Raw genomic sequence first — 23,593 nt, 5'->3', positions numbered from 1 at the left:
AGCGCCTGTTCCCTAAGATCGACCCCAACAGCGCTTTCGCTGCTGCTCAGACCCTGTCCAAGGAGAACACCCATGAATGCCGGCCTGGTCCTGCCTGGTATTGCCGCGATGCAAGATGAAATGATCGCGATACGTCACAGCATTCACGCGCACCCTGAACTGGGTTTTGAAGAGTTCGCCACCAGCGAGCGGGTTGCGCAGTGTTTGACCCGATGGGGTTATGAGGTCAGCACCGGCGTGGGCAAGACCGGGGTCGTTGCCACCCTGAAAAATGGCGAGGGGCGATCCATCGGTTTGCGCGCCGACATGGATGCGTTGCCGATACAGGAAGCCACCGGCTTGCCCTATGCCAGCGGGATCGACGGTGTCATGCATGCCTGCGGTCACGACGGTCATACGGCAATCCTGCTGGCAGCAGGTCAGTATCTGGCCCGGACACGGGCGTTCAAGGGCACGCTGCACCTGATTTTCCAACCGGCGGAAGAAGGGCTGGGCGGTGCCAGGAAAATGCTCGAGGAAGGGTTGCTCGAACGGTTCCCGTGTGACGCGATCTTCGCCATGCATAACGTGCCGGGCTATCCCGTCGGGCATTTGGGCTTTTACAGCGGGCCGTTCATGGCGTCTGCCGACACGGTGAACATCAGAATCATCGGCAATGGTGGTCATGGTGCGGTGCCGCACAAAGCCGTCGACCCCGTGGTGGTTTGTGCCTCGATCGTGATGGCCCTGCAAAGCATCGTTTCGCGCAATGTCAATCCGCAGGAGATGGCAATTATCACGGTGGGCTCCCTGCATGCCGGAAGCGCCTCGAATGTCATCCCGTCCTGTGCCGACATGAGCCTGAGCGTGCGCGCCCTGACCCCCGAGATTCGCCACTTGCTGGAGGTTCGAATCACTGAGCTGGTCAAGGGCCAGGCCGCGAGTTTTGGTGCCCAGGCCCACATCGATTATCAGCATTGCCATCCGGTGTTGATCAACGATCCCGAACACACTGCATTTGCCCGTGAAGTCGCCCGTGACTGGCTGGGGGAGGAGCACCTGATTGATGACTTGCGGCCGTTCACGGCCAGTGAGGACTTTGCCTTTGTCCTGGAAAAATGCCCCGGCAGTTATCTGGTGATCGGCAACGGTGAGGGAGAGGGCGGGTGCCTGTTGCACAATCCCGGCTACGACTTCAACGATGGCTGCCTGCCGGTGGGCGCGAGCTACTGGGTCAAGTTGGTCGAGCGTTTTCTGTGTTGATACGGCGCTTTTTTGCGCGTCATTCTGGTAAAAAATCTGCGGCCTGAAGAGGAATAAAAATGAACAAGATGATTGCAGCCGTTTCCCTGGTGTTCCTGACAGCATCGAGCCTGGCCGGTGCAGCTGACTGGTCTGGCAAAGTGTTGAAGCTGGGGGTGGACCCGACGTACCCACCACTGGAATACAAGAATCAGGATGGCACGCTGACCGGCTTCGGGGTCGACATCGCCGAGGCGCTCTGCGCCGAACTGAAAGCGCGATGCGTCTGGGTGGAAAGCAGCTGGGACGGGATGATCCCGGCGCTGCTGGCGCGCAAGTTCGATGCGGTGGCGTCTTCAATGACCATCACCCCCAAACGTCTGGAGCAGATTGCATTCACCGACAAGGTGTCCAATGCACCGGCACGGTTAGTGGCTAAACGCGGATCGGGATTACAGCCGACCCTCGAATCGCTCAAGGGCAAGCGCATTGGTGTGGAGCAGGGCTCGACCCAGGAGTCCTACGCCAAAGCGGTATGGGGTTCCAAAGGTGTAGACGTTCTTTCCTATCAAAATCAGGATCAGGTGTACGCCGATCTGGTAGTGGGGCGACTGGATGCTTCGTTGCAGGGTTCCATTCAAGCCAGCTACGGCTTCTTGAAAACAGCGGAGGGCCAAGACTATGAGTTTGCCGGTGCCACCCTGGATGATCCGGGCTTCTTCGGCGTGGGTGATGGCCTCGGTCTGCGCAAGAACGATGTCGCCTTGCGCGAAGACTTGAACAAAGCCCTGGCAACCATTCTCGCCAACGGGACCTACGCACGGATCAACAACAAGTACTTCGATTTTGACGTCTATGGCGCCAAGTAACCCACGGCTGATTCGTTGAGCAGGGCGCTCGATCGAGCGCTCTATTGCCCCCTTCACATCACCCTGGGGAGGAAAAGGGAGGGGCCTGCTTGCCGGAAGTCGATGTATGGCAACCGCCGGCAAGCTGGTTTCAGCAGATCTACCGGTTACATGCCGAGCAGCCGCTCGACGATCCGCTCGGCCGCCGCTTCCGGCGACTCGCGCTGTGTGTCGATATGGATGTCCGGCGCCACCGGTGGCTCGTAGGGTGAGTCGATGCCGGTGAAATTCTTCAGCTCGCCGCGCCGGGCCTTCTGGTAGAGGCCCTTCGGATCGCGCTGTTCGGCCACCGCCAGCGGCGCGTCGATGAAGATCTCCAGAAAGTTGTCTTCTCCGGCCAAGCCGCGCGCCATGTCGCGCTCGGCGCGGAATGGCGAGATAAACGAGACGAGGGTGACAAGCCCTGCATCCAGCATCAGCTTCGCGACCTCGGCGACGCGGCGGATATTTTCCACCCGGTCGGCCTCGGTGAAGCCCAGGTCGCGGTTCAGGCCGTGGCGCACGTTGTCGCCGTCGAGCAGGTAGGTGTGCCGGCCAAGGGTGTGCAGCTTGCGTTCCACCAGGTTGGCGATGGTCGACTTGCCGGCTCCGGACAGCCCGGTGAACCAAAGCACACGGGGTGTCTGGCCCTTGAGTGCGGCGTGCGCCTCGCGGTTCACATCGATGGCCTGCCAGTGCACGTTCTGCGCACGGCGCAGGGCGAAGTGCAACATGCCGGCGCCTACCGTACGGTTGTTCAGCCGGTCGATGATGATGAAGCCACCGGTGTCGCGGTTATCCGCATAGGCATCGAAGGCGATGGAGCGGTCCAGGTTGAGGTTGCACACGCCGATTTCATTCAGGTCCAGGGTGCGTGCCGCCAGGTGCTCGAGGCTGTTCACGTCGACCCGATGCTTGAGGTTGGCGCAGCTCATGCCAACCGTACGGCTGCCGATCTTCATCAGGTACGGGCGGCCGGGGAGCATGGCTTCCTCGTCCATCCACACCAGGGTCGCCTCGAATTGGTCGGCCACCGCTGGTGGTGCGTCGGCGAGGGCGATCAAGTCGCCGCGGCTGATGTCGATCTCGTCTTCCAGGGTCAAGGTCACCGCCTGGCCGCAGAAGGCTTGTTCCTGCTCGCCGCCGGCGCCGAGGATGCCGGTCACGACGCTCTGCTGGCCGGACGGCAGCACGCGGATGCGCTCGCCTACACGAACGCTGCCGGCAGCGATGTTGCCGCTGTAGCCGCGGAAGTCGAGGTTCGGCCGGTTGACCCATTGCACCGGCAGGCGGAACGCCGCCTTGCTCTGTTGCGAAGCTTGCAGTGGTACGTTTTCCAGGTACTGCAGCAGGGTCGGTCCCTTGTACCACGGGGTATTCGGGCTGGCTTCGAGCATGTTGTCGCCGCGCAGGGCAGACAACGGGATGCACTGGATGTCGGTGAGGCCGATCTGTTCGGCGAAAGCGCGATAGTCGGCCTCGATGCGCTCGAAGACTTCCTGCGAGTAGTGCATCAGGTCGAGCTTGTTCACCGCCAGCACCACCTTGCGGATGCCCAGCAGGGACACCAGGTAGCTGTGCCGGCGGGTCTGCACCAGCATGCCTTGGCGCGCGTCGATGAGGATCACCGCGAGGTCGGCGGTGGAGGCGCCGGTCACCATGTTGCGGGTGTACTGCTCATGGCCGGGGGTGTCGGCGACGATGAACTTGCGCTTATCGGTGGCGAAGAAACGGTAGGCCACGTCGATGGTGATGCCCTGTTCGCGTTCGGCGGCGAGGCCGTCCACCAGCAGGGCGAAGTCGAGCTCGTCGCCCTGTGTGCCGAGCTTCTTCGAGTCAGCTTCGAGCTGGCCAAGCTGGTCCTCGAACAACACCTTGGATTCATAGAGCAGACGGCCGATCAGCGTGCTCTTGCCGTCGTCGACGCTACCGCAGGTGATAAAGCGCAGCAGTTGTTTGTTCTGCTGTTGCTCCAGATAAGGCTTCAGGTCGTCGGTTAGCGGTTCACAAATGACGTTCATCAGAAATACCCCTCTTGCTTCTTCTTCTCCATGGAACCGGCCGAGTCGCTGTCGATCAGCCGACCCTGGCGTTCCGAGGTTCGACTCGCGAGCATCTCGCGGATGATCGCCGGCAGGCTGTCGGCGTCGCTTTCGATTGCGCCAGTAAGCGGGTAGCAGCCGAGTGTGCGAAAGCGCACCTTGCGCATCTCTGGCGTTTCACCCGCCAGCAGCGGCATGCGCTCGTCGTCGACCATGATCAGCGTGCCGTCGCGGCGCACCACCGGGCGCTCCTGGGCCAAATACAGCGGCACGATGGGAATCTGTTCGAGGTAGATGTATTGCCAGATGTCCAGCTCGGTCCAGTTCGACAGCGGGAACACCCGCAGGCTCTCGCCTTTGCGTTTGCGCGTGTTGTACAGCCGCCAAAGTTCCGGGCGCTGCTGCTTGGGATCCCAGCGGTGTTGCTCGGAGCGGATCGAAAACACCCGCTCCTTGGCCCGCGACTTCTCCTCGTCGCGGCGGGCGCCACCGAAGGCGGCATCGAAGCCAAAGTGGTCGAGTGCCTGTTTCAGGCCTTGGGTTTTCCACACATCGGTGTGCAGTGCCGAGCCGTGATCGAACGGGTTGATGTTCTTTTCCACGCCTTCGGGATTGACGTGTACCAACAGATCCAGGCCCAGGCGTTGAACGGTCTGGTCACGGAAGTCGATCATCTCGCGGAACTTCCAGGTGGTGTCCACGTGCAGCAGGGGAAAGGGCGGCTTTCCGGGGGCGAAGGCCTTCATCGCCAAGTGCAGCATGACCGCACTGTCCTTGCCGATGGAGTAGAGCATCACCGGGTTCTCACACTCGGCAACCACCTCACGGATGATCTGGATGCTTTCCGCTTCCAGCCATTGCAAATGAGTCAACATCGAATACCTCCTCGTGTTCTGCCGGGTTCCTCCCCGGCGTGGCATCACGGTAGGTAATGCGCCATCGCCGATTCTTCGTCTGACTGGACGAGAAGACTGCCGGGCGATTCATGCGCTGGCCGCCGCATGAGCCGGGGCATGGCGTCGATGCGGCGACCTTAGTCCGCTCGGACGAAGAATCGGAATCGGTGTTCTCTCTAAGGTCTGCGCAGGCCCACAGAGGAGACCGACATGGCCACAGAAAAAATCGAACAGGAGGTGATCAGCGGCGAGAGCTGGAACCTCTTCTGCGAACAGCTGCGCCGCAGCGGCGAGCAGATTCTGCGCCCGGAAGCCCCGGCCGACGCGCAGACCCGCGCCGAAGGCTTCCGCTATCTGACCCGACTGCTGCGCATCGCCCTGGAGATGCACCTGGAGTTCGCCGACCCGGACTTCCCCGGCTTCATCACTCCGTCCCACGAAACGGCGAAGATCGGTGCGGACAACCCGGACAACCTGTACCGCTACGCGCGCCTCAACGGCGAACACCGCTATCGCGTCAGCGGCAATCGTGGCAGCGTCTTCTACCTCAGCTTCGGCACCCAGAAGGGCGGCTACGAGAGTGACGGCAAGATGATCCAGACTGGCTTCGTCGATGCCCCACAGCTGCAACTGGATGCCGACGGCAATTTCGAGATCATCCTCAGTCAGCACCCGCCGGCTTCCGGCAACTGGCTGCGCATGGAGCCGCAGAGCAACGCACTGATCGTTCGCCAGACGTTCCTCGACCGTGCCAGCGAACAGCCGGCACCGCTGCGCATTGAACGCCTGGATGCCGGCGAGACTCCCGAGCCGCTTGACCCGCTGCGCCTGCAGCAGGGCCTGCAACGCGCCGCCGGCTTTGTCGAGGGCACTGCGCGGCTGTTCGCCGACTGGGCGCAGGGCTACCAGCAACATGCCAATCAGCTGCCGCCGGCGGACCAGGCGGTGTGCCAGGCGGTGGGCGGTGATCCGAACATCTTCTACTACCACTCCTACTGGGCGCTGGCAGACGACGAAGCGCTTCTGATCGAGGTCGATCAGGTGCCGCAGTGCGATTTCTGGAACCTGCAGATCAACAACTACTGGATGGAGTCGCTGGACTACCGCTTCCACCGCATCTGTCTGAACAAGCACTCGGCGCGCCTCGACGAGCGGGGCGGAGTGCGAATGGTGCTTAGTGCCCGCGACCCTGACCTGCCGAACTGGCTGGAAACCGCCGGCCACCCCCACGGCACCCTCTGCCTGCGCTGGGTCGGCGCGAAGCAACCGGTGCACCCGACGACCCGCGTGGTCAAGCTGACCGACCTGAAGGAACTCACCCGATGAACGAATTCGCACCTGACAGCCTGCTGGCCGAAGCCAGTGCCCGTACCGGCGGCCTCGACGACTTCGGCCCCGGCGATTTTCGCGAAGCCCTGGCCGTGCTGGCCGACGCGCTGCGCGATGAAGCTCGCCTGTCCGGACAGGGCCGTGCCGTGCTGCGCGAAAAACTGCTGGCACAGCTGGCCAACCGGTTGGTGATCGAGGATTACTGCAGGCGCCATCCGGAAATCCTCGAACAGGAAATCGACGACCCGCTGGTCATCGTCGGCCTGCCGCGCACCGGCACCACGCTGTTGCAGCGCACGCTGGCGGTGGACCCGCAGTTCAGCAAGGCGCAGTGGTGGGAGACCCGCTATCCGGCACCGCTGCCTGGCGAGGCAGTGGAACAGCCGGGCCTGCGCATCGAGCGCGCGCGCGCCGAAGTCGCCGGGATGATCGGGTTCCTGCCGCAACTGCTCGCCATCCACCCGCTGGACGCGGAGCAGCCGGACGAGGAATTCATGCTGATGGAGCATTCCTTCCTCTGTGCGATGGATTCCTACGTCGACGTGCCGACCTATACCGACTGGCTCGACCGCCAGGACCAGACCCAGGTCTACCGGTACCTGAAAAAGACCCTGCAGTTTCTCCAGTGGCAGCAGGCCCGCCGCGGCATCGCCCCCGGCCGCCGTTGGCTGCTCAAGAGCCCGCAGCACCTGCACACCCTGGAGCTGCTGTTCGAGGTGTTCCCCCGTGCGCAGGTGGTCCTCACCCACCGCGAACCGGGCAAGACCATCCCCTCGCTGGCGAGTTTCATCCATACCCTCTGGCAGCTCTACAGCGACCACGCCGATCCGGCCCGTGTCGGCGAACAGTGGAACAGCCGCATGGCCCGTGCGCTGAAGCACTCCATGACGGTGCGAGAAGGTTTGCCTGCCGGGCGCTTCCTCGACGTGCGTTTCGAGGACACGGTGGCCGATCCGTTTGGCGTGGTGGAACGCATCTACCGCTTCACCGCAATGGAGCTGAGCGACGAGGTACGCGATTCGATGCGTCGCTGGCTCGCCGACAACGGCCGCGAGAAGCGCGCCCGGCACAGCTACAACGCGGAACTCTTCGGCCTCGACGCTGCACGCCTGGAGCGCGACTACGCCGAATACCGCGCGCGGCATATCCAGGCATAACCGTTGCCACCGCCGTCATTTACAGGGGCCTGCAAGCTGGCTCCTGCATAAAACAAGCCCTGATAACAACAAGAGGATTTTCCCATGCTGCTCAAAGACAAGGTCGTGATGGTTTCCGGAATCGGACCGGGTATGGGTATCAAGCTCGCCCTGGAAGCCGCCCGCGAAGGTGCGCGTGCCGTGGCCATTTGCGCGCGCAGCGAGGCGCGGCTGGTAGAGGCCGAGCAACGCATCCGTGCCTTCGCCCCTGGCTGCGAGGTCCTGCGCATGCCCACCGACGTCACCGAACCCGCCGCCTGTGCGGAATTCGCCCAAGCCACCGCCGAGCGCTTCGGCCGTATCGACGCGCTGATCAACAGCGCGTTTTCCCACGGCGGATTCCAGGCCGTGGAGGCGGGTGACAACGACCCGCTGCGCGAGGCGCTGGAGGTCAATCTGATCGGCTCGCTGAACATGAGCCGTGCGGTGCTGCCGCAGATGAAGGAGCAGGGGGCCGGTGCCATTGTCATGGTCAGTACCCTTGGTGTTCGCAAGCCCTATTTGGGTGGCGCTGCCTATTGCGCATCGAAAAGCGCATTGGCTGCGTCCGTGCGCTATCTCGCCACGGAGCAGGCTGTCCACGGCATACGTGTCAACGCTGTGGCCTGTGGCTGGATGTGGGGTGAGCCGGTGCAGGCAGTGGTACGCCAGACCGCTGACGCGCGCGGTGTCGGCGAAGAGCAGGTGCGCGCCGAGTTCAGCGCCGGCATCCCGGGTGGGCGCATGCCCGGTGACGAGGAATGCGCCCGCGCCGCACTTTTTCTCGCCTCGGACTACGCCAGCGCGGTGAATGGCGCACAACTCGACGCGAACGGCGGCGAAATCATGTACTGAACCTCCACTGGCGCTAAAGGGTGTGATCGCGGACCCGCTGGAGGGCCCGCGATCGCATGCACCTAACCGCGTGCCGCAAACAACGCCTCAGCCTGCACCTTGACTGCCAGCGCGACGGCGTCGAAGCCCTGCTTCACCCAGGGGCCGTGCATCTCCATTACCTGGTCGGCGGTGGGGCCGAGGAACTGATCGGTGGTGTGATAGCGGCAACTCGCCGGGCCAGTGCTCTCGATGATCTGTTCGCGGCGGGCAGCATCGGGATTGTCGACGCTGGAATGCATTTCCCAGGCGAGCAGGCGCGGCGGATCGAACTCGGCCAGGTGCTCGACCACATGCAGCAGTTCACCGGGCCGGGCCGGGTTGGGCAGGAACAGGTTCACCGGTTCGCCGAGGCGCAGGCTCGACTCGACTTTGACGGTATAGGGGTTCCACTGCGGATAGCTGGCCAGATCGACCAGCACCGACCACACCCATTCGGCGGGGGCGGCGATTTCCACGGTCAGCGAGCGGACCAGATTCTTTTCTGCGGACATGGGATTGCTCCGGGATGGCTCCGCGCCGCACCGTGCGGCGGGATCATCCGGATACTCGACGCATTTGCCACTGCGCTCCTCGTCCAGTCGGACGAAGAACCGGAGATTGCGCACTCCCTAAGGTAGCCGACAGGTAAATAGAGGAGACCGACATGGCCACAGACTGGATCGATCATTGCGCCTTCAACGGCGACGCGGATGGCCTTTGTGCCCTACAGCAACTGCGCTTGGCCGGGGAACTGAGCGACTGTGTACGGCTGATCAGCGGGGTCAAGCGCGACATCGACCTGCTGCGCCGCGTACTGGCCGGCCGTGGCGAGAGGGTCACGGTACTGGATATCTCCCACAGCCAGAACCGGGACGATACCCAGCGGCTGCTCGAAGGGGGCGCCCGGTTGCGCTACTTCGATCACCATCATGCCGGCGAGGTGCCGCAGCACCCGGCGTTCGAGTCGTACATCGATACCGCCGCCAACGTCTGTACCAGCATCCTGGTCGACCGCTACCTGCAAGGCCGCCATTACCGCTGGGCGGTGGCGGCGGCCTTCGGCGACGGCATGGCTGGCCCGGCGCGGGCCCTGGCCGAACGTCACGGCCTGGCTGCCGGTGAGGTGGCGGCGCTCGAGGAACTGGGCCTGCTGCTCAATTACAACGCCTATGGCGACAGCCTGGCCGACCTGCATTTCGACCCCGTGGCGCTGGCTGCCGAGCTGTTGCCCTACAGTGATCCGCTGGAGTTCGCGCTGCACAGTCCCAGCTTCATCAGGCTGCGTGCCGGCTACGCAGAAGACATGGTCGCGGCTCAGGGGCAGCAACCCTGGCGCGAAGGTCCTGGGGCACTGCTTTACCGCTTGCCCGCCGAAGCCTGGTCGCGGCGGGTCAGCGGCGTACTGGCCAACCAGTTGGCCGTCGCAGAGCCGTCCAGAGTGATCGGGCTGCTCAGCCCCAAGGCTGGCGGCTGGAGTTTCAGCTTGCGGGTTCCGGCCGGAACCGGGATCCCGGCTGACGAATTCTGTCGCGGCTTCGCGACAGGCGGCGGACGTGCTCGCGCGGCCGGAATCAATCACCTCGACGACGACGGGCTGGATCAGCTGGCCGACAGGCTGTTGTCGGGATACCCCAGGGCGGTTGCCCAACAGGAAACGCAACGATGAAGCGACTGGATGGAAAAGTGGCATTGATCACCGGCGGCGCACGAGGACAAGGTGCGGTGGAAGCGCGTTTATTTGTCGAGCAGGGCGCGCGCGTGGTGATCGCCGACCTGCTGGAAGAGGATGGCCAGCGGCTGGCCGACGAACTGGGCGAGGCGGCGTCGTTCCAGCGGCTGGACGTCACCTGCGCCGAACAGTGGGACTTGGCGGTGCGTGCGGTGCAGGAGCGTTTCGGCAAGCTGGACGTGCTGGTCAACAATGCCGGCATTCTGGTGCTGTCGCCGCTGGAGGAGTGTTCCCTCGACACTTATCGCCAAGTCATCGAAGTGAACCAGGTGGGCTGCTGGCTGGGCATGAAGTCGGTGCTTCCCGCGCTGAAGCGTGCCGGTGGCGGCTCGATCGTGAATGTATCTTCGACCGCCGGGATGGAGGGCGTTGCCGGTGGCACCGCTTATGTCGCCAGCAAGTTCGCCGTACGCGGCATGACCAAGGCCGCCGCGCTGGAGCTGGGTCGCCATGGCATCCGGGTCAACTCGGTGCACCCGGGCGGCATTGACACCGCCATGGCCCGGCCTCCGGAGCTGGCCGACTTCGACGCCTCGTCGACCTATGGCGGCCTGCCGATCCCGCGCATTGGCAGGCCGGACGAGGTTGCCCGGTTGGTGCTGTTCCTCGCCTCTGACGAATCCAGCTACTGCACCGGATCGGAGTTCATTGTGGACGGCGGCATGCTGGCGGGCTCCACTTTCGGCACCGATAGCGATACTCCCGGGCTATGCCAGTGACGCCACGCTGTTGAGCAGGGTCTTGATCAGATGTGCCTGGCGCGTGACCCCCGTCTTGGCGAACACACCACGCAGGTGCGCGCGCACGGTGTTGCGCGAGACGCCGAGGGCCTCGGCGGTTTCGTCGAGCGTCAGGCCGTCCATTATCAGCATCGCCACCTCGGTTTCCGTGCGGGTCATCTGGAACAGGCTGCGCAACAGCTTGCGCGAAGCCTGCGGCGAATCGGCGGGGTCGCGGATGAATACCGCCACGGCCGGCCGCTGAGCGCCGCCCTGGCACTCGTGGTTGAGGGCGATGGGGCGCAGCAGGACGTTCAGCGGCAGGTTCCCGCTGGGCCGCGAAAGGGTCAGGACCTCGATCTCATCGTCGAGGCCGTGCTGGTGGAGCTGCAACATCTTCTGGATGGTTTGCTGCAAGCTACGGCTTTCGTGATTGGCGAACGCGCAGAGTTTCTCCTGCCGGCATTCCAGGCCGTCACGCGCGTCGAACAGGCGTTGCGCCGCGGGGTTGCAGCGCATCATTCGTCCGGTTTCGTCGAGAATCGCCGTGCCCACCAGCAGCCGGTCGATGATCGTGGCGTAAAGCCGGCGCTCCGACTCGAGTTGGTCCACGGCGGAATGCAGGTCCACGGCCTGCTGCAGGTGCGGGAGCAGCAGGTGTATCAGCGCGATCAAGCTGTCATCGAAATCCTCCCCGGCATGGTTGCGGCAGGCGAAAAGCGCGCAGTGCATACCGGCGGTGGTGCGCATGTTGGACACCAGTACATAGCGCAGGTCGAGCGGTTGCAGGTAGTTGCGATAGAAGTCGTGCGCCAGCCAGTCGGTGGTGCCCATTACCTGGTCGGCGCTGGCGACCTGTTCGACCGGCCAGTTGAGGAACGGGCAGATCGAGTAGTACTGCTCGCTGTAGGAGGGTTCGCCCGGCAGCAGGGGACCATGCACCGAGGCGTTGACTATCAGCCCGGGCCGCTCATGGGCGGGGTTGCGCAGCACCAGGGTGAAGAAGCTGGCGGCGAAGCGCTGGCGCAGGGCTTCCAGCAGGCTGGCCCAGGGCGTGCTTTCCAGAGGGCCGCGATAGACCTGGTCGAGCAGTTCGCTCAACTCGGCGGCATTGATTCCGGCGCGGGCGCAAAGGTCTTGGCCGGGGGGCATGGAAGAGGTCATGCACAAGTCACTCTTTATTGTTGTTGCACGAAAGTAGAGGCAACAAAGGGGAGGCGAATCGTCCATTCGGCTTAGGTGAAGTCGGGGCTATGCCAAGATCAGAGGACTCACTCGCCTACAAGGTAATGCTTTGTTTTTAATGGATTTATTATGTGATTCGGTCAAGGTGACTCACTTGATGACATCGAGGAGGAGCACGAAAGGCTGTTCAAGCGACCGCAGACTGAAGAACTCTCGGTGTTCTACATAAAAACTCCCGTCGAGATGTGTACATGCACTTTTTTAAAGCGCCATGCATAGCAACGCGCACCAGACGGAAGCGGCACAAAGGACTTTCGCCTCCATTAGCTCAATCGTCCCGATTTGCACCCTTGGCAATTGGCTTTCTTGGGAAGTCTGCTTACCCCCACTGAAACTCGTCTGGATCGCAGTCGCGGTGACAGTCATCTCCAGCTCGGGAGCCTGGACTTGCACAGTGAATGAAGTCTCTCTGCTGTCGACTGGCACAAAGGCTGCAAGGCTCACATCAGATTCACCTGTAACGAACTCCTCAGGGCAGCCCCCTCGGTCAACGACGATCGATTGGCCGGACAGGACATGGGGGACATTGGTGCATCAGGCAGGGAAGTCTGGTTTTATCGCTGCAAAAGAACAGGCAAAGGCGCCTGGAACCGAAGGGTTTCAGGCGTTTTTTTTTGCTTTTTTAACCGTAATGGGTTTCGGGGGCGTGTATGAAAACAGCCGCACAATTGCTGAAACTGAAGGTCAAGCAAAACCAGCAGGTGCATAGCATTGCACCTGATCAGATGGTGTTTGAAGCGCTGAAGATGATGGCTGAAAAGAATGTGGGGGCTCTACCCGTGATAGAAGAAGGGCGGGTGGTTGGCGTTATCAGCGAACGCGACTATGCGCGCAAGGTCGTTCTGCAGGGTCGTTCTTCGGTCGGTACGCCGGTCAGGGCCATCATGAGCGCGCCCGTCGTGACGGCAGACAGTCGGCAGAGCATCGAGCGTTGCACGGTGGTCATGACCGACAGTCATCTGCGCCACTTACCGGTGGTGGAAGGTGATCAACTGATCGGCCTCTTGTCGATTGGTGATCTGGTGAAAGAAGCCATCGTCGAGCAGGCCGACCTGATCCGGCAACTGGAACACTATATCCGTGGGCATTGAAGCGACCAGGGGTAGGGCGGATGCAGGGTTCACAGGCACATCAAGTTTTCCAATGTGCTGCCCGATACCGTGCACCCTGTTAACGCCATGCAAAGCAGCGCCGTTTGATCGTCCCTTGGCAATACGAACGATCTGTTCTGCCTGTCGGCCGCCCCATGCCGCAGTCAGAAATACTTGAGCCAGCCGATATCGCGACGACGGGCCTTCAGTGCGGCGAACCAGCGCACGGGTAGATACAGCGATGTGGCCAGGATCAACGCCGTCAGCCACACGGCCCAAATGCCGTCGAAACCGAAATGGTTACCCTGGTTCAAACCGAACAGTGCAACGCCGATCAGATACAGCACTTTCAGCACGTAAAGGTGAAGCAGATAGAAGAACATTGGTGCCGCTCCAAATACCGCCAGGGTGCTGATCCCCTTGCGTTGCGGAGCGCGCTCAAAGCCGAGAAGCAGTAGCAGCCCCACCCCCAGAGTCAGGGCAAGGAACAGCAGGGAGGGCGGATATTTTGTGATGTTGAAAAAGCTCATCAAGCTTTGAATGGTGCTTTCGTAGGCCACCCAAGGGGCTTCGCCATAACCATTGGCCAGGCGCAATGCCAGGAAGCCTGCCAATGCTGCAATGCCTGCCAGTAACAGGTTGCGTTGACGCGCGGTGACGCAGGCCGAGCGAGCAAACCAGGGGCCGATGCAGTAACCCAGGGCGATCACCCCGATCCAGGGCAGAACCGGGTAGGAGGTTCGCAACCTGAGCCCTTCGGATACGTCGATCCAGCCGCGATCATGGAGAACCGCCCAAGGCACGTGCATCGTTGTACCGACCGGGAAGTGCAGACCATCGAGCAGGTTGTGCCCGGCGACGATGAGCACGCCCAGGGCGAACAGGATTGGCCTTGGCAACCAGACCAGTATGGCAAGGGCAATCATGCTGACGCCGATGGCCCAGATCACCTGCATGTAAATCACAGTGGGCGGGAACTGGAATGTCCAGGCGAAATTCACCAAGGTGAACTCCAGCAGTACCAGGAACAGGCCGCGCTTGAACAGGAAGGCGGAAATGCCGCTCTTGCCCTGGTGTTTTTCGCCGTACAGGTAAGCAGACAGTCCAGTGAGAAGGACGAACACGGGGGCACACAGATGAGCGAGTGTCCGGCTGAAAAACAATGCCGGTTCGGTTGTCTCGATCCCCATCGGGTCAGCTACCTGGCGATGCAGGAAGAACGTCTCTCGCACGTGGTCCAGGAGCATGAATATGATCACGAGTCCCCTGAGGGCATCGATGGACAACAGACGTTGGTTCAGGCGCGTAGCGGGCGGAATGTGAACAGATATCGTCATCGGAAATCGCAGGCTGGGAGTGAATTGCTCTGCCAGACAACGCTGACAGCTATATATTGTAATCATATAACGTAACTACATGGTCTGTCCCGTTGCCTTTCGAATGTCGTTCCTTCGGGCCAATGAGGCCCGGCTGAACCTTGTGTTCTGATGCAGCAAGCCGGTCAAAAAACTACCTGTTTGAAAAGCCCCAGGTATTCGAGCGCGGGCGTGCATTGTGGCTGCTGTGTTGCAAGTGAAGAGGCACTGACTCCGTTCGTCCCGGGTCGTCGTGCCCATTGAATGCCTCCAGGCCCCGGGCGCAGGGAGGCGATGGCCTTATTCTTGAGCGTTCGGCTTCGCGCTTCAGCTTCATCGATCTGCATCCATGTGCTGACGAAGAACAGCGGGAAAAACCAGCGCCAACCCCTGCGAATCCAGGGTTTTCAACAAGTTCGTGGTTCGGTTGTCTCCCATAGGGAGGCAGCATCTTTTCGTTCAGCGTGACGAAGGCGATGTTAAATTATGTGAATTGGAAAAAATACTTCACATAATCCGTTCATTGGTGGATTATCTCCCCAGCCGGTATGACAACCTGATAACACGACAACAACAGGACTGCCTTGATGCTCGATGAGATTGCGACTCACGTCCTGTACGACAGCGCCACAGGTGCTGATCCTGTCTGCCGACGCCCTATCTACAACGCGGCCAACGTCTGCGCCTTGCAGGTATTGAAGCAGTCGCTGCTTTTCCTCTGGAGTACCCCATGAATAACAAGAATGTCGGTGTAGTCGGTCTGGGCGCGATGGGGCTGGGCATTGCCCGCTCGTTGTTGCGCAACGGTTTCAATGTGCATGCCTGTGATGTACGCACTGCCGTAACAGAGCAGTTCGCCGGGGAGGGCGGTGTGGCTTGCCTGTCACCGTCGCACATGGCCGCCGAGTGTGACGTGATCATTACCGTGGTGGTCAATGCCGAGCAGACCGAGACCGTTTTGTTTGGTGAGGGCGGGGCCGTGGCCTGCCTGCGGCCGGGCAGCCTGGTGATCGGCTGCGCCACAGTCGCTCCGACCTACGCCGTGGACCTGGGCCAGCGCCTGGCCGCGCTGGGTTTGCTCTATCTGGATGCACCGATTTCCGGTGGCGCCGCCAAGGCTGCCGCTGGCGAGATGACCATGATGACCTCGGGCCCGGCCGACGCCTATGCCAAGGCCGAGTCGATCCTGGCGGGTATGGCCGGCAAGGTGTATCGCCTGGGCGACGTCCATGGCCTGGGTTCGAAGGTCAAGATCATCAACCAGCTTCTGGCCGGGGTGCATATTGCCGCGTCTGCCGAAGCCATGGCGCTGGGCCTGCGTGAAGGGGTCGATGCCGATGCGCTGTACGAGGTGATCACCCACAGCGCCGGTAACTCCTGGATGTTCGAAAACCGCGTGCCGCACATTCTCAAGGCTGACTACACGCCGTTGTCCGCAGTGGATATTTTCGTCAAGGACCTGGGGCTGGTGCTGGATACCGCCCGCGCCAGCAAATTCCCGCTGCCGCTGTCGGCCACCGCTCACCAGATGTTCATGCAGGCGTCCAGTGCCGGCTTTGGCCGTGAGGACGATTCGGCGGTGATCAAGATTTTCCCGGGCATCGAATTGCCGACTGCCAAGCCCCAGTCCGTTTGAAGCCTGAGCCCGTTTGAGGAACACCCCATGACTACATCCACTGCACGCCCGCTGCTGGGCTGCATCGCCGACGACTTCACCGGTGCCACGGACCTGGCCAACATGCTGGTGCGCGGCGGTATGCGCACCGTGCAAAGCATCGGTATCCCGAGCGCGGAAATTGCCGCCGGGCTTGATGCCGATGCCATCGTCATTGCCCTGAAATCGCGTACCACGCCGGTCGCCGAAGCGGTCGAGCAGTCTCTCGCCGCGCTGGCCTGGCTGCGCGAGCAAGGCTGCGAGCAGATCTTTTTCAAATATTGCTCGACGTTCGACTCCACCGCGGCCGGCAATATCGGCCAGGTCAGCGAAGCGCTGCTGGCCGCACTGGGTAGCGACTTTACCCTGGCCTGCCCGGCGTTCCCGGAAAATGGCCGGACGATCTTTCGCGGCCACTTGTTTGTGCAGGATCAGTTGCTCAGCGAGTCGGGCATGCAACATCATCCGCTGACGCCGATGAGCGATGCCAATCTGGTTCGGGTCCTGCAATCGCAGACCCGTCTGAACGTCGGTCTGTTGCGCTACGACACCATTGCCCGTGGCGCTGAGCAGGTGAGGGCACGCATCGCAGAGCTAAGGGCGCAGGGTGTCGGCATGGTCATCGCTGATGCGTTGTCGGACAGCGATCTGTACACCCTCGGTACCGCCTGCGCCGATTTGCCGTTGTTGACGGGCGGTTCGGGGCTGGCCTTGGGCTTGCCGGAAAACTTCCGTCGGGCCGGCAAGCTGCGCGACCTCGATGCCGCGAAACTCCCGGCGGTGTCAGGCCTGGAAGTGGTGTTGGCCGGCAGTGCTTCGATCGCTACCAATGGACAGGTAGCGGCCTGGCTCGAAGCGGGTCGACCGGCCTTGCGCATTGATCCGTTGGCCTTGGCTGCTGGTGAGCCGGTGGTGGCGCAAGCATTGGCTTTTGCTCGCGATAATGAACAAACCGTATTGATCTACGCTACCTGCTCGCCCGAAGAGGTCAAGTTGGTGCAACAGCAACTGGGCGTCGAGCAAGCCGGAAGCCTGGTGGAAAACGCCTTTGGCGAAATTGCCCGGGGTCTGCGCCAGAGCGGCGTGCGCCGCTTCGTGATCGCCGGCGGAGAAACCTCGGGCGCTGTGGTTCAGGCACTGGGTGTACAACTGTTGCAGATCGGCGCACAGATCGATCCGGGTGTGCCGGCGACCGTCAGCAACACTGACGAGCCCCTGGCGCTGGCACTCAAGTCGGGTAACTTCGGTGGTCGGGACTTCTTCAGCAAAGCCTTGAGCCAGCTTGCCCCGACCGGGGGTGCGCAATGAGCCGCGCAGTGAGTGACGAAAACGCCCGGCGCGAAGAAATCTGTGAAGTGGGCCGCAGTCTTTACCAGCGCGGTTACACCGTCGGCAGCGCCGGCAATATCAGCGCGCGCCTGGACGACGGCTGGTTGATCACCCCGACTGACGTCTGCCTCGGACGCCTCGATCCGGCGACCATCGCCAAGGTCAATCTGGCGGGTGAATGGGTGTCCGGTGACAAGCCGTCAAAAACCCTGGTGCTGCATCGCCAGGTCTACGACCGCAACCCGGGCGTCGGTGGCGTGGTGCATACCCACTCCACCCATCTGGTGGCGTTGACCCTGGCCGGTGTCTGGCAGGCGGGCGACATTCTGCCGCCGTTGACGCCGTATCAGGTCATGAAAGTCGGGCATATCCCGTTGATTGGCTATCAGCGGCCGGGTTCGCCAAAAGTTGCCGAACAGGTCGCCCAACTGGCCAACAGCGTTCGCGGCGTGATGCTTGAACGCCTCGGCCCGGTGGTCTGGGAGAGTTCGGTGTCCAGGGCCAGCTATGCCCTGGAAGAACTCGAGGAAACCGCGCGACTCTGGCTGATGAGCAATCCCAAGCCAGAGCCGCTCGACCGGGCAGCACTGGACGAGCTGCGAGAAACCTTTGGTGCGCACTGGTAAGGCGTTGGCTTAACACGACAGATCGATACCGCAAGCCCTGCCCGGGAGACGCGCAGCGACTCTCGACGGACTCGGCTTGCCAAAAAATACAATAACAAGAGGAAAACCAGGCATGACTCATCTTCATTGCGGCATGTTCAGATCCAGTGGCGGGACCGTTTCACTTACCCGGCGTGGAGGGTTGCTGAAATGAGCCCATTACTCTTGATGATGACCGCCGGGGTCGGCATCGCGCTGTTGTTGTTCCTGGTGCTCAAGTACAAGTTTCAGCCCTTCGTGGCCTTGATGCTGGTGAGCATTCTGGTGGCGCTGGTGGCCGGGGTGAAGCCGGCCGATCTGGTCGCTACCATCGAAGGCGGCATGGGTAAGACCCTGGGCCACATTGCTATCATCATTGCCCTGGGCGCGATGATCGGGCGGATCATCGAGCTCTCCGGTGGTGCCGAGGCGCTGGCCAAGACGCTGATTACCCGTTTCGGTAATCGGCGTACGCCATTGGCCTTGACGATTGCCGGCTTCATGGTCGGGGTGCCGGTGTTCTTCGAGGTGGGTGTGATCATTCTGATGCCACTGGCCTACGGTATTGCCCGCAGTGCGCGTAAGCCGTTGTTAGTGTTTGCACTGCCGATGTGCGCCGCCTTGTTGACCGTCCATGCCTTCCTGCCGCCACACCCGGGCGCAGTGGCCGCTGCCAGCCAATTGGGCGCGGACCTTGGCCGTGTACTGATGTTCGGTCTGCCAATGACCGCGTTCCTTTGCTATGTCGGCTACCGCGTGGCCGGACGCATGACCCGTCGGGTGTTCCCGATGACCGATGATATTCGCGCCGAGGTCTATGGTCCGCATGTCACCAACGAGGATCTGGCCGCCTGGTCCAATGGCAACGACAAGAGCGCTGAGCGAGCGGCCGTGGCCGTGTCACACATGGGCCTGGAAGAGTCCACCAGCAGCATCGTTTCCAAATTGCCAGCGGCACCGGCGCCGGGTTTTGGCCTGATCGTCAGCCTGATCCTGCTGCCCATCATTCTGATTCTGTTGGGGACTCTGTCCACCTCGTTGCTGCCTGCGGAATCGACCCTGCGCGGCATCATGACGGTGCTGGGTGCACCGCTGGTGGCGCTGCTGATCGACACCTTGCTGTGTGCCTGGCTGCTGGGTTCGCGTCGGGGCTGGAGCCGCACTCAGGTGTCCGACGTGATCGGTTCGGCCTTGCCCGGTGTGGCCATGGTGATCCTGATTGCCGGTGCCGGCGGAGTGTTCGGCAAGGTGCTGGTGGATACCGGAATCGGTGCCGTGGTCTCCGACATGCTGCGCACCACCGGTCTGCCAGTACTGGCGCTGGGCTTTCTGCTGACCATGCTGTTACGCGCGGTGCAAGGCTCGACCACCGTGGCGCTGGTGACCACTGCCGGCATCATCAGCCCGCTGATTGCAACGCTCAACCTCACTCCGAACCACATGGCCTTGCTGTGCCTGGCCATGGGCGGCGGGGGCTTGGCCATGTCCCACATCAATGATGCCGGTTACTGGATCTTCACCAAGCTGTCCGGACTGAACGTGGCCGACGGTTTGCGCACCTGGACGGTGCTGACCACATTGCTCGGCACTTTGGGTTTCTGTATTACCCTGTTGATCTGGCCCTTTGTCTAACCCGTTATCTCAGGAGCTACCATGCCTCGTTTTGCTGCCAACCTCAGCATGCTTTACCCGGAACATGAGTTTCTGGATCGCTTCGCCGCCGCGGCGGCCGATGGTTTCGAAGCGGTGGAGTATCTGTTCCCCTACGATTACAGCGCTGTAGAACTCAAGCAACGCTTGAGCGACAACGGCCTGGTGCAGGCATTGTTCAATGCGCCGCCCGGTGATTGGGCGGCGGGTGAGCGGGGCACGGTGTCGTTGCCGGGGCGCGAGAGTGAGTTTCGTAGCGGTTTTGATCGCGCCCTGGAATACGCCGGCGTGCTGGGCAATTCACGCATCCATGTCATGGCCGGCCTGCTGCCCTCCGAGAACGAACGGGCACGGCATCACGGCATTTACCTGGAAAACCTCGCCTATGCCACCGCTCAGGCAGCCAAGGCAGGCGTCACGGTATTGCTTGAGCCGATCAATACGCGGGACATGCCGGGCTTTTTCCTCAATCGGCAGGATCAGGCCCAGGCCATCTGCAAGGAAGTGGGCGCCAGTAACCTGAAGGTCCAGTTCGACTGCTACCACTGCCAGATCGTCGAGGGCGACCTGGCCACTAAACTGCGTCGGGACTTCGACGGTATCGGTCACATCCAGATCGCGGGCGTGCCTGACCGGCACGAGCCGGACCTGGGAGAAGTCAACTATCCCTATCTGTTCGAGTTGATCGACCAGTTGGGTTATGACGGGTGGGTAGGGTGCGAATACCGGCCTCGAGGCAACACGTCTGCCGGCTTGCAATGGTTGCGGGACTGGAAGGCGCGTCAAGCGTAATACAAAGCTGGACCATGGGCTCCGCTGGACGCAGGAGCCCGTCGTTTCAGGCCACGGTATTGCCCGATGGAAGTAACAGTTCGACGCCCTGCTTGCGGATGCCATCGGCCGCGGCAGGGGTCAACGCGTCATCGCTGAGGATAATGTCGAACTGCTCGAGACCGGCGATCCTGTACATGCTGAAGGTCCCGTATTTCGAACTGCTGGCCACCAGCACCACTTGCGAGGCCGATTGCATTGCCGCTTGCTTGACCTCCACCTTCAACGCCGAAGGCGTGGTCAGTCCGCGACGCAAATCCCATGAGCTGGTCGATATGAACGCGATATCGGTGACGACCTGACGCAAGGTGGCAACCGCCAGGCTGCCCACGCACGATTGATTGGAGTGATCCAGTTGCCCGCCGGTATGGATCACCGTGACATGAGGCGCATCGATCAGGGCCTGGACAATCCCGAAATCGTTGGTCACCACGGTCATGCCGGACAGCGCCTTGATGTAGGGAACAATTTCCAGGGTGCTGGTTCCCGCATCCAGGTAAATCGCCATATCGGCATGCAGTAGCCGGGCGGCGAGTTTGGCCATGGCCTGTTTCTGCGGCAACTCCACCACCGCCTTGAACTGATGGCTGGGCTCGCTGTGCAGCTGACTGGCGATTCGCACCCCACCCGTTACCGAGTAGGCACGACCTTCCTGCTCCAGCAACGCGATGTCGCGGCGTATGGTCATGTGCGAACAGTCGAACATTTCCATCAATTGATGAACGCTCAGCACTTGATGCTTGCGCAACTGTCGCAGCATCAATTCACGGCGTTGTTCAGGGATCATCGGTGCGCCGCTTTCGGCGGCCATGTCCTTTTGACTAGGCATTCAGGCTCCAGTAATGAAGAAATCCGCGGACAAGGAAGGCAGGCAAACATAGTAGCGAATCTGCAACTGGATCAGTAGCGAGATGAGGCGCCGAGCCCATTTCCCCCTGCGTAAATCAACTGTTTCTACCTGTTCGTAGCCAGAGCTATTTACTCCCAAGCCCGGCGACATCATGCCTTGCGAGAGTCGATCCAGCAGTTATCGATATTGCCATGAACAATCCGGCAACCTTTGTGGCTGCTTGTGCATCGCCTGAAGGTCGCTGACGTCAGGGCAGTCTGAGCCCGTAACCCGGATATAGCCTGAAGCTAGCCTGTTATTCCATAAAACAAGTACAAACGCATTTTATAGTGCGTTTTAATCTAATCAGGTTTTTTCAACTGACAGGAGCTTCGTACTTGAAAACCACGGCATTGTTGTCCTTGGGCCTGGCGTTAGCCGCCAGTTGCTCTGCGGCTTTTGCAGGCCCGATCCTGGATCGTGTGACGAAAAAAGGCGAGTTGACCGGCGTCCTGATGGAAAGTTATCCGCCGTTTTCCTTTCTCAATGAGCAGAACCAGCTGGACGGGTTTGACGTGGATGTCGCCAAGGCGGTTGCCCAGCGCCTTGGCGTCAAGCTCAAACTGGAGACCCCGTCCTGGGACGTGATCGCTGCTGGCCACTGGAGCGGGCGTTATGACATCTGCGTCTGCTCGATGACCCCGAGTAAAGCCCGCGCCGAAGTGTTCGATTTCCCGGTCGAGTATTACCAGTCACCCGCAGTGATCGTAGTGAATGCCAAGGATAAGGACATCACTGCGGGCAAAGACTTGTCCGGCAAAAAAGTCGGTGTGATCAGCGCGTCGACTTACGAAGCCTACTTGAACAAGGATCTGGTGATCGAAGGTGCCGAGGACAAACCTTTGAGCTATCCATTCGATAATGTTCAGGTCGCGCCCTACGACAACGAGACAGTGGCGTTCCAGGATCTGGCACTGGGCACGGGCGTGCGTCTGGATGCCATGGTCACCAACCTGATCACCGCGCGCGAGCGTATTACCCAGGATCCTCGCTTCAAGATTGCCGGCGATACGCTCTACGCCGAACCGAACGTCGTGGCGATCGAGAAGGGTGATCCGCAATGGAGTGCCAAAGTCACCGAGGTCATCACCCAACTCAAGGCTGACGGTACGCTGAGCAAGATTTCGCAGAAGTGGATCGGTGCCGATATCAGCCAATGACAGCCCTCAATCCACATCCGGCCAAGGCGACTGTCGCACCCGAAGCCGAGCCACGCCCCTTGAGCCAGCTCTTTGGCTTTCGCACTCGCCTGTACTTGACGTGGGCGGCGCTGTTCGGCTTGTGCGTCATGTTTTTCATGAGCTTCGATCTGAAGTTCTCGATCATTCTGGAAAAGTGGCCGAATCTGGTCGGCCTGCATCTGGGGCCCAACGGTTTCCTGCAGGGTGCCGCACTGACGTTGTTTCTGTGCTTCTGCTCGATCTGGCTGTCCCTGCTCCTGGGGTTCGTGACGGCGCTGGCGCGTCTGTCACGCAGTGCCGTGGCGTTCGGTATCGCGAGCTTCTACGCATCTTTTTTTCGCGGTACTCCGCTGCTGATTCAGATCCTCCTGATCTATCTGGGTTTACCGCAGCTGGGCGTTGTTCCCGGCGCCATCAGTGCCGGCATCATTGCGCTCTCGCTCAACTATGGGGCCTACCTCAGCGAGATCTTTCGCGCCGGCATCCTGGCCGTAGCACCCGGGCAGCGCGAAGCGGCGATGGCCCTGGGACTCAGGCCAACGGCGACGTTTGTGCAGATCGTCCTGCCGCAAGCCATGCGCACGATCATTCCTCCGACGACCAGCCAGTTCATTTCAATGCTCAAGGACTCCTCGCTGATCTCGGTGATGGGCGTCTGGGAGGTGATGTTCCTGGCGCAGTCCTATGGGCGGTCTTCCTATCGCTACATCGAAATGCTCACCACCGCGGCCGTCATCTATTGGCTGCTGTCCATCGGGCTCGAGTTGATACAGCACCGCCTCGAACGCCACTACGGCAAAGGCTTCAAGAATCAGCGGTGATCCGCCCGGTTTAATCATTTTTTTCAGGA

At 61.4% G+C, this 23,593-nt stretch carries 22 protein-coding genes; 16 read left to right on the top strand and 6 right to left on the bottom strand.

All coding sequences use genetic code 11. The features are described from left to right. Nucleotides 1-72 precede the first annotated feature (72 nt). Nucleotides 73-1,242: a M20 aminoacylase family protein gene (locus AC06G5_RS15610; RefSeq protein ID WP_413425925.1), complete on the top strand. Its 1,170-nt coding sequence runs from the start codon at nt 73-75 to the stop codon at nt 1,240-1,242. Between the two features lie 59 nt (nt 1,243-1,301). Beyond that, entirely contained in the window at nt 1,302-2,090 is a 789-nt protein-coding gene (locus AC06G5_RS15605) for an ABC transporter substrate-binding protein (protein WP_480457414.1), read from the top strand. 146 nt (nt 2,091-2,236) lie between these two features. Here the strand turns inward: AC06G5_RS15605 and cysN are convergent, their stop codons facing one another. Continuing rightward, nucleotides 2,237-4,129, bottom strand: a complete 1,893-nt coding sequence (gene cysN / locus AC06G5_RS15600) for a sulfate adenylyltransferase subunit CysN (RefSeq protein ID WP_480457412.1) — start codon at nt 4,127-4,129, stop codon at nt 2,237-2,239. Beyond that, entirely contained in the window at nt 4,129-5,070 is a 942-nt protein-coding gene (cysD, locus tag AC06G5_RS15595) for a sulfate adenylyltransferase subunit CysD (RefSeq protein WP_413425941.1), read from the bottom strand. The genes cysN and cysD overlap by 1 nt, the downstream gene beginning before the upstream one ends. A 186-nt stretch (nt 5,071-5,256) precedes the next feature. Here cysD and AC06G5_RS15590 point away from each other — a divergent pair, with 186 nt between their 5' ends. From AC06G5_RS15590 to AC06G5_RS15580, 3 genes are all read left to right on the top strand, one after another. After that, a complete protein-coding gene (locus AC06G5_RS15590) occupies nt 5,257-6,372 on the top strand; it encodes a DUF1214 domain-containing protein (protein WP_413425931.1) in 1,116 nt (371 codons plus the stop codon). After that, complete coding sequence (locus AC06G5_RS15585) at nt 6,369-7,532, top strand: sulfotransferase family protein (RefSeq protein WP_480457409.1); 1,164 nt, start codon at nt 6,369-6,371, stop codon at nt 7,530-7,532. The genes AC06G5_RS15590 and AC06G5_RS15585 overlap by 4 nt, the downstream gene beginning before the upstream one ends. 84 nt (nt 7,533-7,616) lie before the next feature. Further along, on the top strand, nt 7,617-8,405 hold the full coding sequence (locus tag AC06G5_RS15580) for an SDR family oxidoreductase (protein ID WP_413425935.1): 789 nt from the start codon (nt 7,617-7,619) through the stop codon (nt 8,403-8,405). A gap of 62 nt (nt 8,406-8,467) precedes the next feature. On the opposite strand, the gene AC06G5_RS15575 is transcribed toward AC06G5_RS15580, so the two are convergent. Next, entirely contained in the window at nt 8,468-8,938 is a 471-nt protein-coding gene (locus tag AC06G5_RS15575; RefSeq protein WP_413704753.1) for an SRPBCC domain-containing protein, read from the bottom strand. Between the two features lie 152 nt (nt 8,939-9,090). On the opposite strand from AC06G5_RS15575, the gene AC06G5_RS15570 reads away from it, so the two are divergent. After that, a complete protein-coding gene (locus tag AC06G5_RS15570) occupies nt 9,091-10,092 on the top strand; it encodes a DHH family phosphoesterase (RefSeq protein WP_480457406.1) in 1,002 nt (333 codons plus the stop codon). Then, entirely contained in the window at nt 10,089-10,874 is a 786-nt protein-coding gene (locus tag AC06G5_RS15565) for a glucose 1-dehydrogenase (RefSeq protein ID WP_480457404.1), read from the top strand. The genes AC06G5_RS15570 and AC06G5_RS15565 overlap by 4 nt, the downstream gene beginning before the upstream one ends. Here AC06G5_RS15565 and AC06G5_RS15560 read toward each other — a convergent pair. Beyond that, nucleotides 10,863-12,026: a helix-turn-helix transcriptional regulator gene (locus AC06G5_RS15560; RefSeq protein ID WP_480457402.1), complete on the bottom strand. Its 1,164-nt coding sequence runs from the start codon at nt 12,024-12,026 to the stop codon at nt 10,863-10,865. The two genes, AC06G5_RS15565 and AC06G5_RS15560, sit on opposite strands and share 12 nt — an antisense overlap. Nucleotides 12,027-12,513: 487 nt before the next feature. Between AC06G5_RS15560 and AC06G5_RS15555 the strand changes: the two genes are divergently transcribed. Both AC06G5_RS15555 and AC06G5_RS15550 read left to right on the top strand, forming a co-directional pair. Next, nucleotides 12,514-12,828 (top strand): hypothetical protein, encoded by a 315-nt coding sequence (locus tag AC06G5_RS15555; protein WP_413704757.1) that lies wholly within the window; start codon nt 12,514-12,516, stop codon nt 12,826-12,828. Further along, on the top strand, nt 12,770-13,210 hold the full coding sequence (locus AC06G5_RS15550) for a CBS domain-containing protein (protein ID WP_480457400.1): 441 nt from the start codon (nt 12,770-12,772) through the stop codon (nt 13,208-13,210). The genes AC06G5_RS15555 and AC06G5_RS15550 overlap by 59 nt, the downstream gene beginning before the upstream one ends. A 164-nt stretch (nt 13,211-13,374) precedes the next feature. Here the strand turns inward: AC06G5_RS15550 and AC06G5_RS15545 are convergent, their stop codons facing one another. Next, a complete protein-coding gene (locus tag AC06G5_RS15545) occupies nt 13,375-14,547 on the bottom strand; it encodes an acetyltransferase domain-containing protein (protein ID WP_480457398.1) in 1,173 nt (390 codons plus the stop codon). A gap of 748 nt (nt 14,548-15,295) precedes the next feature. On the opposite strand from AC06G5_RS15545, the gene ltnD reads away from it, so the two are divergent. The 5 genes from ltnD to otnI all read left to right on the top strand — a co-directional run bounded on the left by ltnD (nt 15,296) and on the right by otnI (nt 20,634). Further along, nucleotides 15,296-16,201: an L-threonate dehydrogenase gene (ltnD, locus tag AC06G5_RS15540; protein ID WP_413427442.1), complete on the top strand. Its 906-nt coding sequence runs from the start codon at nt 15,296-15,298 to the stop codon at nt 16,199-16,201. Nucleotides 16,202-16,228: 27 nt separating this feature from the next. Then, on the top strand, nt 16,229-17,527 hold the full coding sequence (gene otnK / locus AC06G5_RS15535; protein WP_480457395.1) for a 3-oxo-tetronate kinase: 1,299 nt from the start codon (nt 16,229-16,231) through the stop codon (nt 17,525-17,527). A gap of 8 nt (nt 17,528-17,535) precedes the next feature. Further along, nucleotides 17,536-18,174, top strand: a complete 639-nt coding sequence (otnC, locus tag AC06G5_RS15530; RefSeq protein WP_480459892.1) for a 3-oxo-tetronate 4-phosphate decarboxylase — start codon at nt 17,536-17,538, stop codon at nt 18,172-18,174. Nucleotides 18,175-18,363: 189 nt separating this feature from the next. After that, nucleotides 18,364-19,824 carry a GntT/GntP/DsdX family permease gene (locus tag AC06G5_RS15525; protein ID WP_480457393.1) on the top strand — a complete coding sequence of 487 codons (1,461 nt, stop codon included), beginning with the start codon at nt 18,364-18,366 and terminating at the stop codon, nt 19,822-19,824. A 21-nt stretch (nt 19,825-19,845) separates the two neighbouring features. Beyond that, nucleotides 19,846-20,634, top strand: coding sequence for a 2-oxo-tetronate isomerase (gene otnI, locus AC06G5_RS15520; RefSeq protein ID WP_480457391.1), 789 nt, complete (start codon nt 19,846-19,848; stop codon nt 20,632-20,634). A 46-nt stretch (nt 20,635-20,680) separates the two neighbouring features. On the opposite strand, the gene AC06G5_RS15515 is transcribed toward otnI, so the two are convergent. Beyond that, nucleotides 20,681-21,502 carry a DeoR/GlpR family DNA-binding transcription regulator gene (locus AC06G5_RS15515; protein WP_413427446.1) on the bottom strand — a complete coding sequence of 274 codons (822 nt, stop codon included), beginning with the start codon at nt 21,500-21,502 and terminating at the stop codon, nt 20,681-20,683. 398 nt (nt 21,503-21,900) lie between these two features. On the opposite strand from AC06G5_RS15515, the gene AC06G5_RS15510 reads away from it, so the two are divergent. Then, nucleotides 21,901-22,722 carry an ABC transporter substrate-binding protein gene (locus AC06G5_RS15510; protein WP_413704759.1) on the top strand — a complete coding sequence of 274 codons (822 nt, stop codon included), beginning with the start codon at nt 21,901-21,903 and terminating at the stop codon, nt 22,720-22,722. Further along, entirely contained in the window at nt 22,719-23,564 is an 846-nt protein-coding gene (locus AC06G5_RS15505; protein ID WP_413704760.1) for an amino acid ABC transporter permease, read from the top strand. The genes AC06G5_RS15510 and AC06G5_RS15505 overlap by 4 nt, the downstream gene beginning before the upstream one ends. The last annotated feature ends 29 nt before the right edge of the window (nt 23,565-23,593 follow it).

This window comes from Pseudomonas sp. WT-JTC (assembly GCF_056711565.1).
This window is presented reverse-complemented; position numbering and strand designations above follow the sequence as displayed.